The sequence below is a fragment of the Caenibius sp. WL genome, from assembly GCF_019803445.1.
Taxonomy (GTDB): Bacteria; Pseudomonadota; Alphaproteobacteria; order Sphingomonadales; family Sphingomonadaceae; genus Caenibius.
In genome coordinates, this window is record NZ_CP081844.1 from 2,833,348 (window position 1) to 2,846,391 (window position 13,044).

Sequence of the window (13,044 nt, forward strand, 5' to 3'; positions counted from 1 at the left end):
CCCCAGCGGCAACTCGGTTAGCAATTTGTCGTCGCCCAGCTTCCATCGCGATTGTCTCGCTTCAACAGTGCCGCATATTCGCCGCGACAGATAGAAAACATTAACGTAGAATCCCGATGTAAAGTTGCAGCAAAATGGAACATTGTCATGCGAAAAGCGTCGAGTGCCATTGTGATCGGCGCGGGCTTCGGTGGGTTGGCGCTGGCAATCCGTTTGCAGAGCGCGGGTATCACAACAACGATTTTCGAAGCGCGCGATAAGCCCGGCGGGCGCGCCTATGTGTGGAACCGGGATGGCTATACTTTTGACGCTGGGCCAACGGTGATCACCGATCCAGCGTGTTTGAAAGAATTATGGGCGCTATCAGGGGATCGCTTAGAGCGGGATGTCGATTTGCTCCCCATCACGCCCTTTTACCGTCTAATCTGGAATGACGGGGTTCGCTTTGACTATTCCAACGATGATGCGGCGCTGAACGCGGAAATCGCCAAGCTCAATCCGGGTGATGTCGACGGCTATGCCCGGTTTCTGGACTATTCATACGGGGTCTACGAACAGGGCTATCTCAAGCTGGGATCGGTGCCCTTCCTCGACTTCGCTCAGATGCTGAAGGCAGCGCCCGCATTGGCGCGTTATCAGGCGTGGCGTTCAGTCTATTCCGTGGTCGCGAGTTATGTGCAGGACGAACATCTGCGCCAGGCGCTGTCCTTTCACACGCTGCTGGTCGGCGGCAACCCGATGCGGACGAGCAGCATCTACGCGCTCATCCACCAATTGGAGAAACTGGGCGGCGTTTGGTACGCAAAGGGCGGCACCAATGCCCTCGTTCAGGGGCTGGTGGCGTTGTTCATCCGGCTGGGGGGTACGTTGAAGCTTAGTGAAAAAGTCTCCCGCATTGATCACGCCAATGGCAGGGTGACAGGCGTTACGCTGGAGTCGGGAACAGCGCATGAGGCCGATCTCGTCGCGAGCAACGGTGATTTGGTTCACAGCTATGGCCTGCTCACCAATTCCGATTACGCGCGCAAAAGACTACGTTCCTTATCGCGCAAGCGCTTTTCGCCCAGCCTTTTCCTGGTGCATTTTGGCTTGAAAGGAAGCTTTCCCGATATCGCGCATCATTCCATTCTGTTTTCCGATCGCTACGCCACGCTGCTCGACGATATTTATGACAAAGGCGCACTCGCACCCGATCCCTCGATCTATCTTCACCACCCCAGCGCGACGGATCCGGGGATGGCGCCCCCCGGTTGCTCCACGTTTTACGCGCTTGCTCCAGTCCCTCATCTTGGGCGGGCTGCGGTCGATTGGGCGGCGGAAGGGCCGCGCTATGAACGCATCGTGCTCGATCGCGTGCGCGACACTCTCATTCCCGATATCTATGAAAGGCTCGATACCAGCTTTCATTACACGCCCGAAGATTTCCGCGATGATCTCGGCGCTCATATGGGCTCCGCGTTCAGCTTGGAGCCAGTGCTCACGCAGAGCGCGTGGTTTCGCGGCCATAATCGCGACGACAAATTCGAGAACCTCTACTTCGTTGGAGCCGGTACGCATCCCGGCGCCGGCATTCCCGGGGTGATTGGCAGCGCCAAGGCGACGGCCAGCCTTATCGTTTAACATGGCGCCCTTGTGCGGTATGGTTCGGATATGTCTTGGTTCGCCATCCTCTGCATTTTCGTTATCACAGTCGTTGGGATGGAAGGGTTTGCCTACGCCATGCACCGCTGGGTCATGCATGGGCCGGGATGGTTCCTTCACGCCAGCCACCATCGCCCCCGCAGGGGAATGATGGAATGGAATGACCTCTATGCAGCCATTTTTGCCCTGCCTTCCATCCTGCTGATTTGGCTGGGCGTGCAGGAAGAATGGGGCAGCGTCTATACCACCGTGGGAGTGGGAATAGCGGCCTATGGCGCCATCTATTTCGGTTTTCACGACTGGATCGTGCACCGCCGCCTGCCGCATCGGATCGTTCCGCATAGCCGCTATTTCAAGCGGATCGTACAAGCCCACCGGTTGCATCACGCTGTCTCAACCAAGCAGGGGACGGTGAGCTTCGGTTTCCTTTGGGCGCCCAAGGTGGCGGATTTGCGTGATCAACTCCGCCGATTGGGGAGCGTCCGATCATCCGAAGTTGATCAGGATTAGCGGGGGCGCTGGAACAGCCCCTCGCGCGATTGCGGGGCATTGCCAAAAACGCCGCGGCCAAGCGCGACGGCCAGTTGTGAGAACTTCTCAGCCGCGCGTGTCGAAACCCGCTGATCCCAAGCCTTCGACCCCAATCGCACGACTTTTTGTCCGATTGCGCCATAAACCCCGTCCGCCATCAACACGGCCAGACGCGAGCGGAAGGGCAGCTTCAGGGCCCCAATCCGGGCTGACCGATGGTAGGGCTGCGAGATGCCAATAAGCCTCGCCGCGAGCACCGCCACTATCTCGCGATTTTCCGGTTCGCTGATTGCTGCTAAATCGAGGCTGTGTTCGCGCAGCCATTCGTCAGGCAAATAATACCGCCCCACTTGCGCATCGGGAATTATGTCGCGGGCAATATTGGACAGTTGGAAGGCAATTCCCAGGTCACAAGCCCGGTCCAGCGTATCCTCATCGCCTGGCGGAACCCCCATCACGATGGCCATCATGCAACCAACGCTGCCTGCCACATGGTAGCAATATTGCAGCAAATCCTGCTCGCTTGCTGCACGCCATTGGGAGGCGTCTAGCGCAAACCCAGCCAGATGATCCTCTATCAAACCCCGACTGACATTCGTCTCGCGCACGACATGGCGCAGCGCTTCAAACGGTGGTGGAACAGCCTCGTCGCTGTCGAGCGCGCGTGCCGTCATCTCCTGCAGGAAGGCGTGGGCGCGGTCAGGATCAGCGTTGTTGCCTGCGTCATGGCCAAGGGTCTGCCCATCGGTTAGATCGTCCGCAGCTCGGCACCAGGCGTAAAGCATCCAGCACCGCTCTCGCACATCGGGAGCAAACAACGCGCTCGCTGCGGCAAAACTTTGCGAACCCACGCTGATCGTTTCCTTGGAAAACCGTACAATCTCGGCGCGCGAGCTCATGGGCGGACCATGGCCTTGAGGGCAGCCGACATCACGACCGGCGGTTTGCCGGTCAGAATTCGAGCCTTGTCCAGAGCCGTAAGCGTTCCGGCGTAAAAACGGGCGATTGTCGATCGTGGTAAGCGATAGAAATGCTCAAAAATGCGATACCGCTCCTCATCCCCGGCAGCGTAGAACATCATCCGGTTGAGCGCACGATAGAAGCGCATGTTGTGCCAGTGACGAAGGAAGCGGGAGCGGGTCCATTGCGCAAGGGCCGGGCCATCATATTCGCCCCCCAATCGCGCAAATTCTTGCGCCATCTGCAAAGCCAGTCCTATGGAATAGCCGGTGGTCGCGTGAAAAAAACCGCCAGTCAGGCCCAATCGGGCAATGGGATCATCCTTCGGCCAGAAAAGATCGGGTTTTCCTGATATGACGATGGGAAGCACGCCGCTTTCCCGCCGCAGTTCTTTGCCATCAAGCCCAGCCTCCTCCGCAATGGCGTGCGCCCGCGCGACGACCTCGTTTTCATCGAGAGTAGGGTCGAGGGTGTAATAGGTGTCCTCCACCAGTACCCGTTGCGGTGCGAGGGGCAGGATATAGGCAAACCGATAGCCACCGATCTGATCAACCGTGGCGTCCATAACGATCGCGCATTCGGGGTCCGGCGAGGTGGATGCCAGCTCGACGCCGACAAACTTCTGCCACCCCAGCGTAAGACCCGGCATTGGGCCTTGCGGACCACGCGCATCGATTACCGCGCGCGCCAGCAGCGTTTCGCCACCCTCCAGTTCCACGCTGTCGCCCGTCAAGTTGGCGACCTTGGCACCCGTTCTCCATTTGCCGGGCGGGAGATGCATGCGGATCACACGGTCGAGCGCCGCCGACTGTACGGTGTTATAGGGAATATCGATCCGCCGCTCCCGCCCCGGAAAATGAACCCGGTGGGTTGGCCATGTCCGCGGCCGGAGCAATTGAACCATCTCCACCGAACCAGGCGGCACATCGCTGGAGAAGAAAGACCAGGTGTGATCGCCTCCAAAAGTTGGCCCGCTCTCAAGCAGAAGGATCGGCACTTCAGGCCGTGAATGATGCAGTGCCAAGGCGGCTAACGATCCACCCAGGCCACCCCCTACAATGACAATCGGATCAGGACAGCCCATGCTCAAATCGTAGCAGACGCGATTGATGAGGCAAGCTCGGCAGGAGGACGCGCGAGGAAAGCTGGCGTGCCGGAATAGGCTCGTGTACGATCACAACCTATGGTTCACCGTTTTGCCGCAGTTATTGCGCTTGTGTTTAGCCTTGGCTCCATCGCGGCCGACGCGAATGAGTCCAATCTTCAGATTGATCTGAATGTGGTCAACGTCGCATCCAGTAAGGGATTAATCCGGGTTGCGGTATGCCCGCGTGGCTCCGGCTTCCCGGAATGCACTGGTCCGGGCGCGCGGACCTATTCCTTCAATGCGGCAAAAGGGACCACTCCGGCGGTTATAATGCTCAGCGAGCCTGGCGATTACGCCATCAGCGTGTTTCACGATAGGAATTCGAATAACCAGCTCGATACATTCGCCGGCATCCCCAAAGAGGGTTATGGGTTTTCAAAAAATCCAGGATTTAAACCCCGAGCCCCACGCTTTGAGGAAGCGCAAGTTAACTTAACGCGTAATGCAAACCTCGAAATACGACTTCAATACATTTTCTAGGGTCAGGACTTCTGTGGTCGCCGCCCGTGATGCAAGAGGGTTCTGACCTTCTGAAGTCTGAATAGCCCCTAGTTTTCTAGACGCCTTCTGCTTTCAAAATCTGTTGCCGTTCGAACTGGGCGATCCGGCTATTTTACGCTTGGAAGGAGCGAAGAATGGCACGGAAGAACTACACTGCGGAGCAGATCATCGGGATGCTTCGCAAGGCCGAGGTCCGGCTTTCGCAGGGAGAGAAGACCGGATCGCTATGCAGTGGTCTGGGAATATCGGAGCAGAGTTATTACCGCTGGCGACGTGAGTATGGCGGGCTGAAGGTGTGGTCCACCGGCGCATATCCGGTCGGACAATGGCGCGGAGTTTACGGCCACCGCGGTGCGAGAATGGCTTGGTCGGATCGGCGTGAAGACACTCTACATAGAGCCGGGATCCCCTTGGGAGAATGGCTACAATGAGAGCTTTAACGGGAAGCTTCGCGATGAACTTCTCAATGGGGAGAACTTCTACACGATGCGCGAGGCTGCTCTATAGCTGCATCACCCCATCTTGGCTGATGGGATTACGGCCCACCTGCCCGTGAAGTTGGGCGACAGGTTCTCCCGCCGCATGTGTCACTCCCCGTTCTTCTGAGGGTGCTGTCAGTCCGATGCGAACTGCTCTCCGTTTGGCAGATTCCGGTCTTTGAGTACGCGTGCTCAGGCCATGAGGTTTTGCCACTCAGCCAGAGCAGCTGAGCGGCGGGCCTTATAGGTTTCTCTATCGACGAGATGGCGTTCTTGATTGAAGTGATTGTGGAGGTTGGCATGAACCGAAGCAAACTTCTGTAACGACTTCATCTGTCGAAACCTCAGCATCGCCCGCTCTCGTCGCCGGAACGGCAGGTGGCTGTTCTCCACCCGGTTGTTCACATAGCGGCCGACCTCCTGCTTCTGTTCGCAGCCCAAGTCCTGCATCGCAGCCTTGTAGGAACGAAGCCCATCGGTGGTGATGGTCTCCACTGACCCGTGGCGCTTGAGCGTCCTCTTCATGAAACGCAGGGCTGCAGCCTTGTCCCGGGTTTTGGTGACGTAGCTCTCGAGAATCTCGCCCTCGTGATCGACGGCGCGCCACAGGTAATGCATCTCGCCGTTGATCCGCACATAGGCCTCATCAAGATGCCATCTCCAATGGCGGAAGCCCCGCATCCGGCTGATCCGCTGCCGGCGGATATCAGCTGCAAACAGCGGACCGAACCGGTTCCACCAGAGACGCACGGTTTCATGACACAGGTCGATGCCACGCTCGAACAGCAGATCTTCCACGTTCCGCAGCGACAGTGGAAACCTAACATACATCATGACCACGAGGCGGATCACCTCGGGTGACGAGTGGAAGTACCGGAACGGATTGGCTGGTTTGCGAGTACGGGGCATCGCCCCGCCCTACCCGGCAACTATCGTTCAGCCAATCGGTGCAATCCCTTTGACAGCGCCCTTCTGACAGCCCCAAGCGATACGCTAATGGCGTTTGGCCATCTCTGCCTCAACGGCATGAATGAAATATTCACCGAATTGACGTGTAGACACATAATTTTGCTCATGGTTGCCAAGATCGTGCCCGCCGCCGAAGCGCAGCTTTAATCGCGTGAGAATCTCCGGATCATCATCCGCGAGATCGCAGACTAGTGCCTGTAATATGCGCTCGTGGGCCAGCACTCTCCGCTCTAATCTCGTCACTTCACTTGGCTGCGCGTTCGCCCCCTCAAGAACTTGATTCGCTTCATCAGCCGCTTTCTGCGTAGCAGTAGCAACGGAATTTCGGATGTTCTTCTGATATTCTTCCAATGAAGATGAAAATGCGGAGAAAGAGCCTGATTTTCTAGAGTAGCCGCTTGTCATATACGCCTCCGCAGAGCGGGAGCATTCAACTCTCAGTCGCACCGTGCTCAGGAGATAGGGCGATGGGTTGGATATGGGATGCATGGCGCAGCAATCAAGGTGCGGTGGGATACTTGGAGGACCCCGTTGCTATGACGGCGAAGCAAAATAACTCGGCCCCCTTATCCGCTTTCATGCGTTTTCTCAGTGGAGGGGTTTCAAGGAGACTGTCGTGAACAACGACCCCAAAAATGTGCCCACTCCAGATCCCCAAAAGGATGCTCAACAGAAACGCCAGCAGGAACAACAGCAACCCAATAAGCCGGGGCAACAGGCAGATGAGCCAAAGCAGAGCCCGCAACCCAAGTAAGATCACTGAAATAGGAAGGGGCGGCCAGAGCGCCCTTTTTCCTTTGGCCGCAATGAAGCCTCTGGCAGCTTGGTAAACCTGAGTTTAAGCCATGGAAACAGGTAATAAGATTTGTCCCCATTGCGCCGCTCCAGTTAATCATAGAGCGGTAATGTGTGATCAGTGTGGTTACAATTTCGCCACAGGCTTGGAAGCTACTCGCCACAGTTATTCTGTTTCGCCCAAGATGAACCGCTTCGGATGCCTGAAGCTTGTCGGAACCGCTGCTATGGTGATCGGCCTGATTGGGCTGGTCGCTCATTATTTTGGGCTCTCTATCGCGCTATGGTGATAGCTGCTCGATAGCAGTGCATATCTCCTTCAATATTAATCCCGGAATAAGGAGGGGTTCGAAATTTTAATTCTGAAGCATAGTATTTTAATTTAATAATATTAAAGTCGATCTTTCTCTTAGGAGGATAGGCGTTCATTTTCCCTTCTCAGGTATATGATTTCAGCGACCATGCGGGGAATAAAAGTTTCGGCAACTGTGGCCGTTTGTCCTTTCGCCCGAATAGCAGCGTTAAGATTTAACAGGAGTTCTCCATCTATCCGTTCCATGGGAAGCCTCAGTCGTAAGATTTGAAATGTTTATCCCCAATCCCTTGGGGGGTGCATTACGCACCTTCGCAAGCAAGGCCTCCGCTCGATCTTGACGGGGTTAAGGGCATATTTGCAGGTTTGCTCCCTTAACTGAGCCAAGGCTCTGATGTGAATGTGACGGTCAGTTCGTTTTCGAACGGGATGCACAGCTTTTCAGCATCCTGTGCCGAGCCGTTCAGCCAGATATCGAAATCGGCCGTCTCCAGGACAACTGGCATGCCATCGCGCAGTGCCCCGGACCTGTCGGATATGCTGGTCATAACCATTGCATAAACCGGCCCCCATTCGTCGCTGTCACGCCAAACTCCAGCACAAGCGAACATAGGGCGATCTGCAATCGCAATCCATTTCTGGATGATTTGGCCGTGAAGGACGTCGGTGATTGCGAAAGCATCGAGCGGGATGAGGCATCGCCGCTTGGCGAAGCGCTCGCGCCACAATGCACTGTCAAGCTGCTTTTTCGACACATTGTTGACAGCCATCAGCAATCGGGTGCCGTCTTCATCGGCCGCCGCTATTGGCATCCCCCACGTCATCGAGCGCACCTTGCCATTGGCAATGACCAGACCGGGCGCACCAGGATACACTCTTTCGCCCGCATTGCTCTCCGCTTCGGTCGCGACATGAAATGCATGGGCCACCTCTGTGACGCTGCTGGCCAACCGATACAGATTGCAAGTCGATGCCTTTATTGCCGGGCTCGCGCGCTTTTTGAGAGGAAGGTCGTTACCTTTTATCGGCAGGTTGACGCGAAGGAACGGGCCGAGATGGCCCCCTTCATTTTCCCATCTTTCGCTTTCCTTCGCAAGCAAGGCGATATCCTCAGCCGTTGAATGGAAAGCTGAAAAGCGTTTGCGGCTGAATAGTGCCGGCGCGGGCATCGGACATCTCCTTTGGAGCGGGAGTGTCTTACTCTCAGTCGCATCCTGCTCGGGTATGCCAATGCGATCGATCAAATATGGGGGCGCTGGTTGTAAATTCAAGGTAAGATCGCGGGAGAAGGCTTGTATTTCCCGTTGTGCACCCCATATCTATATATCGCCTGTTACCCTGCACATAATGGCGACTGAGAGACCGTAGCGCTCCCGCAGTTAGGAGAGCCATCATGGACCTCAATCAATTGCTGTATCATCATCAAGTTGCGCTTATTCGTGCGGTGCAAGCCCGTTCCCTTGGCGCCCCGAAAAGCCGTTTCGACTTGGTTGCACATTATGCCAGGAATATCCGGGCATACCGCAGGAAACATGGGTTGACCCAGTACTAGCCTGAACATTGTTTTTCAGGTTCAGGCGGTTTCCTCAAGACATGGAGAGGATCATGGCCGAGGCCGCATCCAATCACCCCCAGAATGAAAAGCCGCATTATACGAGCCAGGAACGGCAAACGCTTGCGCTGGAAATGATCGCGGATGAGTTGCTGCTGATTTGCGGTCAGCTTGAGATAATCGCAGCTCGTGGAACCAAAGTACCTAATAGGGCCAGTGAACCGCCCCTAAACGATGCGAGCGAAGTGCCGCACGAGAGCGAAAACGGCATTATCCGAGGCGCCATCGAGACTTTTTCAGTCGGCTCTTACCGTTATACCAATTTGGAAGATGCGAGGGCGCAACTACGACGCTCGCATAGGTCTACTCAACGAGAAATACAGCATCTCCTGGACCGCAAGCTCGGCTAATTATTGCTCGGCCACTAACAGGACAAGACCAATCCTACTCATCACACAAAGAGGTGATATACGCCTTCTCGGTGCTAATTTCCATCTTTGAGCGCGGTACTCGCTCTCACTGTTGATTTCCACTGAGAGCTGACCCGGGAGGGGCACAAATTTCCACTGAGAAGTGACCCATGTTTTGACCTTGCCCCTGACTAACTTGTCGGGGGATCCAGGAGTGATCGACATGGAGTTACTGAGTGTAATCCGACGCTGGTATTTCCGGCAGCACCTCCCGATCCGTGAGATTGAACGACACACGGGATTGTCGCGCAACACGATCCGCAAGTACCTACGCACGGATACGGTCGATCCGAAGTTCAGGGTTCCCGATCGGCCGAGCAAGCTGGATCCGTTTGCCGAGAAGCTGTCAGCCTGGCTTCGGATTGAGACCGGCAAGTCGCGCAAGCAGCGACGCACAGCCAAGCAGATGCACGCCGATCTTGTGGCCTTGGGATACGACGGTTCCTACAACCGCGTTGCGGCCTTTGCGCGGGCCTGGAAGGCCGACCGCCAGCGCGACGCCCAGACCAGCGGACGCGGGACTTTCGTGCCGCTGGTGTTCCAGCCCGGCGAAGCCTTCCAGTTCGACTGGAGCGAGGACTGGGCGATGATCGCCGGCAGGCAGACCAAGCTGCAGGCTGCACATACGAAGCTGTCGCACAGCAGAGCCTTCATCGTCCGCGCCTAAGCTTGATCAAAATCTGGCGCGTTGTTCGCCCAGCTCGGCCCGCCTTCGAGCAATCGGCGGTCGGCGGTTACAACGTAGTGGTCGTTCGGCACATCATAGGCCAGAAGCGAAAATGGAATGGGATAGTAGCTTTTCCCCATGCCGAGAAAACCGCCGAGGCTGAGGATAGCATAAGCGGTATTTCCTGATCGCTTGTCCACCATGATTGCTTCGACATGGCCAAGCTTGTCGCCATCGCGGGATCGCACATCTAGCCCACTAGTTTTGGCGGTCAGTAGCAGTGATGTCTTTTGCGGTGCGTCAGTCATCTCTCAGTTCTCCAGCCTGCTAAAGGCCTCCTGATCACTCAATGGTGAACTGCGTGCTTCGTTCCTTGTTTTGCGGCTGGGTGAACGATCAACTGGAGGGGCAGCCGACGTTTTTGCGCGACTCAGGCGCAATCCTGATTCTAGTAACATCAGGTTACTGGCTGCCGGTGAACAAACGAAAGCTCTCACGCAACGAGAGTCGACCGGCTTGAAGGTAGCTAGCTACTGTTAAGCTCACCCGGCCCATGGAAGTTTATTAGGCCAACATCCGCCAAGCCAATCTTGTTTGCATTTGTGAGCGGCCGCGAAGTAGAACCGTTTTACGGATCACCCAAGTCAGCTTCGATTGATGTTGTCTCGCCGGTCAACTTGTCAACAGAAAGACGGCTAATCCGAGAATCGAGCTGCGCTTGTATTTCGCTTATTAATGCCCAACTATGTTTTATCGGTGGCAACGCGCAGTAGGCGTCATCGGCTGAGAGACATGCGAGTTCCCGCTTACGAGGAGTTTTGCCATGTCACAACATCTGATTTCCCAAACCACCCCCGACAGTTGGGAAAACGAAGGCGGCGGCCTGTCCTCGTCCAACTTCGAGTTCGTTCGCCTTCCCCGCTTCCCCACCGAACTGTACGTCGTCGGCGGTCGTGTATGTGCAAACCTTACGGACGCCGTTGCGCAAGAACCTCGGCTGCTTGGGCGTGGCAGGCTGTGACACCCCGTGACAGCCAAGCTCCGAGCTACTTCGCAGTGTTGACGCCGTTCGCTGCCTTGGCCCTGCTGATCTGGTGTATGGTCAACTAGGCTTTCCTCGCTTGCGAGGTTACCCAAAAAACGGCCAACAGGCCCACGATAGCCGATGCGAGCGAAGCAAGAAGAATCCCCAACTTCGCCGCAGCCAGCAGTGTTGGCGGGTAAGCTAGGTTTGCAATGAAAAAGGACATCGTGAAGCCGATCCCGGTCAGAAAGGCACCGGCCGTAAGGAACGACCAGCTCAGACCTGCTCCGAGCCTTGCAAGGCCGGAGCGTAGCGCCAGCCAACTGAAGAGTAGAACCCCGATCGGTTTGCCGAACACCAACGCGACAAAGATCGCAACGGAGATAGGCTGAAAATCGGACGCCGAAAACGCGACCCCCGCGTTGGCCAATGCGAAGAGGGGCATGATTGCGAACCCCACCCAGGGGTGCAGCATCATTTCCAGTCGCTCCAACGGCGATAGTGACTCACTGATCGCCCTACCCGCTTCCACGAGCTCGCGGCGATCCGATGTATCGCCACTCCACTCATGATCACGTGGATCGAGGACGTTCCCAAGGATGGCGCGTAGACGCGGCACCCCCACCCAGATGCGCGTCGGCGCCATCAGCCCGAGAATGACCCCGGCAATCGTCGCGTGGAAACCGGAGGAATCGAGACACAGCCACAAAGCGCTTCCGAGAAGGAAATATATCGGCATGCTCCTGATGCCGAACCGGGCGGCGATGGCGATCAAACCCAAGACGAGGAGCGCAAGGGCGATCACGGCGAAATTCCAAGCGTCCCCGTATCCGATCGCCACGACCAGTATCGCCCCGATATCATCGAAGATTGCCAAGGCTATAAGGAACAGGCGCAGGCTATGTGGAACGCGCGAACCAAAGAGCGCAAGCGCTCCGATGACGAACGCCGTATCGGTGGCCATTACCGTGCCCCAGCCATGCGCGCCGGGTTCTCCGGCCAGGACCGTAATGTAGATTGAGATGGGAACTATCATGCCGCCGAGCGCAGCTGCGAAGGGAAGTGCTGCCGTTCGGAGGTTTCGTAGCTCCCCGAGAGCAAACTCGCGCTTCATCTCGAGGGACACCACGAAGAAGAAGAAGGTCATCAATCCGTCGTTGATCCAGTGCCCCGTTGAACGAGTGAAGTCTAACGAGCCAAGCTGCAGGCCGATTTGCATCTCCCAGAACGCCAGGAAGCACGCAGACCAGGCAGTATTTGCCACGGTTAGTGCGGCTATTGTGGCAACCAGCAACATGCCCCCTGCCGCCGCCTCCACCTTGAGGAATTGCGCGAAGGGCTTTGTAATCCGGTCGGCGAACTCATGCGGAAGACCTGGGCTTGCAGGATCGATCATCTCACCCTCTTCATATTGCGGCCTAATGGGTGGTCACGTTTAGACCTCCAGCCGAAACGGTATATCTGCACACCGCAGCATGGGACATAATCCTAACGTGCGAAGCCGTAGATCGGGCCATATCCCGTACGCACCGCATCCCGTGCATGAATCGCCGCAGGACTTTTTCGTGCTATGCCGGGCGCCCATGCCCACTGTTGGGAATACCCAAAGCTTGGCGCGAGGCGCATTCCTGCCAACTAGTCCCACGAACATCTCGGACATTCGCGGGACTTGGTCACTCGGCCGAAAGGAGCCGTTCGTTCATAGTCAAAGCTACCGCTATGAATAGTGATTTACGCGCCGGAATCTGAAAGGACAGCTTTTATCCGGTGTCGAATAGATGCCGGGCTTACGCGTCAGTCGTGCTATAATGCGCAAGCAAGGCCCTATCTCCTGGAAAGAGGGACTCGCTTGCGATTATCCGGACACAGCTTTTCTCCCCGCAAGCTTTCCGGCTTCCCCGGAAAGGGGGCTGACTATGAACCCGTCCATCCTCCCCGACGTTGCGCACAGCTTGGCGCTAGCGATCCTTGCTTCGTCCGCCGCACCTGCGTTGC

General features: G+C 56.5%; 13 protein-coding genes and 3 pseudogenes. 7 read left to right on the forward strand and 9 right to left on the reverse strand.

The genetic code is table 11. The features are described from left to right. Positions 1-147 precede the first annotated feature (147 nt). Both K5X80_RS13440 and K5X80_RS13445 read left to right on the forward strand, forming a co-directional pair. Positions 148-1,620: a phytoene desaturase gene (locus tag K5X80_RS13440; protein ID WP_222558225.1), complete on the forward strand. Its 1,473-nt coding sequence runs from the start codon at positions 148-150 to the stop codon at positions 1,618-1,620. 30 nt (positions 1,621-1,650) lie between these two features. Continuing rightward, positions 1,651-2,151, forward strand: a complete 501-nt coding sequence (locus K5X80_RS13445; protein ID WP_222558226.1) for a sterol desaturase family protein — start codon at positions 1,651-1,653, stop codon at positions 2,149-2,151. Here K5X80_RS13445 and K5X80_RS13450 read toward each other — a convergent pair. Together K5X80_RS13450 and crtY are read right to left on the reverse strand one after the other, a co-directional pair. Continuing rightward, positions 2,148-3,071 carry a phytoene/squalene synthase family protein gene (locus K5X80_RS13450; protein WP_222558227.1) on the reverse strand — a complete coding sequence of 308 codons (924 nt, stop codon included), beginning with the start codon at positions 3,069-3,071 and terminating at the stop codon, positions 2,148-2,150. The genes K5X80_RS13445 and K5X80_RS13450 overlap by 4 nt on opposite strands. After that, positions 3,068-4,216, reverse strand: coding sequence for a lycopene beta-cyclase CrtY (crtY, locus tag K5X80_RS13455; protein ID WP_261390716.1), 1,149 nt, complete (start codon positions 4,214-4,216; stop codon positions 3,068-3,070). Before crtY ends, K5X80_RS13450 begins: the two co-directional genes overlap by 4 nt. 99 nt (positions 4,217-4,315) lie before the next feature. Here crtY and K5X80_RS13460 point away from each other — a divergent pair, with 99 nt between their 5' ends. The 3 genes and pseudogenes from K5X80_RS13460 to K5X80_RS13465 all read left to right on the forward strand — a co-directional run. Beyond that, entirely contained in the window at positions 4,316-4,759 is a 444-nt protein-coding gene (locus K5X80_RS13460) for a DUF2141 domain-containing protein (RefSeq protein WP_222558229.1), read from the forward strand. A 194-nt stretch (positions 4,760-4,953) separates the two neighbouring features. Next, a pseudogene (locus K5X80_RS17325) lies at positions 4,954-5,013 on the forward strand (hypothetical protein); the annotation flags it as partial. Between the two features lie 64 nt (positions 5,014-5,077). Continuing rightward, positions 5,078-5,278 (forward strand): annotated as a pseudogene (locus K5X80_RS13465) (integrase core domain-containing protein); the annotation flags it as partial. A 14-nt stretch (positions 5,279-5,292) separates the two neighbouring features. On the opposite strand, the gene K5X80_RS17330 reads toward K5X80_RS13465, so the two are convergent. The 5 genes from K5X80_RS17330 to K5X80_RS13485 form a co-directional block, all read right to left on the reverse strand. Next, a complete protein-coding gene (locus K5X80_RS17330; protein WP_502778662.1) occupies positions 5,293-5,364 on the reverse strand; it encodes a DUF4113 domain-containing protein in 72 nt (23 codons plus the stop codon). An 87-nt stretch (positions 5,365-5,451) separates the two neighbouring features. Next, positions 5,452-6,168, reverse strand: coding sequence for an IS6 family transposase (locus K5X80_RS13470; RefSeq protein WP_222558230.1), 717 nt, complete (start codon positions 6,166-6,168; stop codon positions 5,452-5,454). A gap of 84 nt (positions 6,169-6,252) precedes the next feature. After that, positions 6,253-6,633, reverse strand: a complete 381-nt coding sequence (locus tag K5X80_RS13475) for a hypothetical protein (protein ID WP_222558231.1) — start codon at positions 6,631-6,633, stop codon at positions 6,253-6,255. Positions 6,634-6,830: 197 nt separating this feature from the next. Beyond that, complete coding sequence (locus K5X80_RS13480; protein WP_222558232.1) at positions 6,831-7,283, reverse strand: hypothetical protein; 453 nt, start codon at positions 7,281-7,283, stop codon at positions 6,831-6,833. A gap of 427 nt (positions 7,284-7,710) precedes the next feature. Continuing rightward, positions 7,711-8,505, reverse strand: coding sequence for an SOS response-associated peptidase family protein (locus tag K5X80_RS13485; protein ID WP_222558233.1), 795 nt, complete (start codon positions 8,503-8,505; stop codon positions 7,711-7,713). Between the two features lie 436 nt (positions 8,506-8,941). Here K5X80_RS13485 and K5X80_RS13490 point away from each other — a divergent pair, with 436 nt between their 5' ends. Together K5X80_RS13490 and K5X80_RS13495 are read left to right on the forward strand one after the other, a co-directional pair. After that, complete coding sequence (locus tag K5X80_RS13490) at positions 8,942-9,298, forward strand: hypothetical protein (RefSeq protein WP_222558234.1); 357 nt, start codon at positions 8,942-8,944, stop codon at positions 9,296-9,298. 223 nt (positions 9,299-9,521) lie between these two features. Continuing rightward, positions 9,522-10,022 (forward strand): annotated as a pseudogene (locus K5X80_RS13495) (IS21 family transposase); the annotation flags it as partial. On the opposite strand, the gene K5X80_RS13500 reads toward K5X80_RS13495, so the two are convergent. Beyond that, the gene (locus K5X80_RS13500) at positions 10,022-10,333 is read right to left on the reverse strand and encodes a PRC-barrel domain-containing protein (protein WP_222558235.1); all 312 of its coding nucleotides are present in this window, start codon (positions 10,331-10,333) and stop codon (positions 10,022-10,024) included. The pseudogene K5X80_RS13495 and the gene K5X80_RS13500 sit on opposite strands and share 1 nt — an antisense overlap. Positions 10,334-11,131: 798 nt before the next feature. Further along, on the reverse strand, positions 11,132-12,445 hold the full coding sequence (gene nhaA / locus K5X80_RS13505) for a Na+/H+ antiporter NhaA (RefSeq protein ID WP_222558236.1): 1,314 nt from the start codon (positions 12,443-12,445) through the stop codon (positions 11,132-11,134). Positions 12,446-13,044 lie beyond the last annotated feature (599 nt).

What these genes read in the sequence shown, in the direction of transcription:
- K5X80_RS13440 (WP_222558225.1), top strand. Translation starts at nt 148, where the DNA reads ATGCGAAAAGCGTCGAGTGCCATTGTGATCGGCGCGGGCTTCGGTGGG.
- K5X80_RS13445 (WP_222558226.1), top strand. Translation starts at nt 1,651, where the DNA reads ATGTCTTGGTTCGCCATCCTCTGCATTTTCGTTATCACAGTCGTTGGG.
- K5X80_RS13450 (WP_222558227.1), bottom strand. Translation starts at nt 3,071, where the DNA reads ATGAGCTCGCGCGCCGAGATTGTACGGTTTTCCAAGGAAACGATCAGC.
- crtY (WP_261390716.1), bottom strand. Translation starts at nt 4,216, where the DNA reads ATGGGCTGTCCTGATCCGATTGTCATTGTAGGGGGTGGCCTGGGTGGA.
- K5X80_RS13460 (WP_222558229.1), top strand. Translation starts at nt 4,316, where the DNA reads ATGGTTCACCGTTTTGCCGCAGTTATTGCGCTTGTGTTTAGCCTTGGC.
- K5X80_RS13470 (WP_222558230.1), bottom strand. Translation starts at nt 6,168, where the DNA reads ATGCCCCGTACTCGCAAACCAGCCAATCCGTTCCGGTACTTCCACTCG.
- K5X80_RS13475 (WP_222558231.1), bottom strand. Translation starts at nt 6,633, where the DNA reads ATGACAAGCGGCTACTCTAGAAAATCAGGCTCTTTCTCCGCATTTTCA.
- K5X80_RS13480 (WP_222558232.1), bottom strand. Translation starts at nt 7,283, where the DNA reads ATGAGCGACCAGCCCAATCAGGCCGATCACCATAGCAGCGGTTCCGAC.
- K5X80_RS13485 (WP_222558233.1), bottom strand. Translation starts at nt 8,505, where the DNA reads ATGCCCGCGCCGGCACTATTCAGCCGCAAACGCTTTTCAGCTTTCCAT.
- K5X80_RS13490 (WP_222558234.1), top strand. Translation starts at nt 8,942, where the DNA reads ATGGCCGAGGCCGCATCCAATCACCCCCAGAATGAAAAGCCGCATTAT.
- K5X80_RS13500 (WP_222558235.1), bottom strand. Translation starts at nt 10,333, where the DNA reads ATGACTGACGCACCGCAAAAGACATCACTGCTACTGACCGCCAAAACT.
- nhaA (WP_222558236.1), bottom strand. Translation starts at nt 12,445, where the DNA reads ATGATCGATCCTGCAAGCCCAGGTCTTCCGCATGAGTTCGCCGACCGG.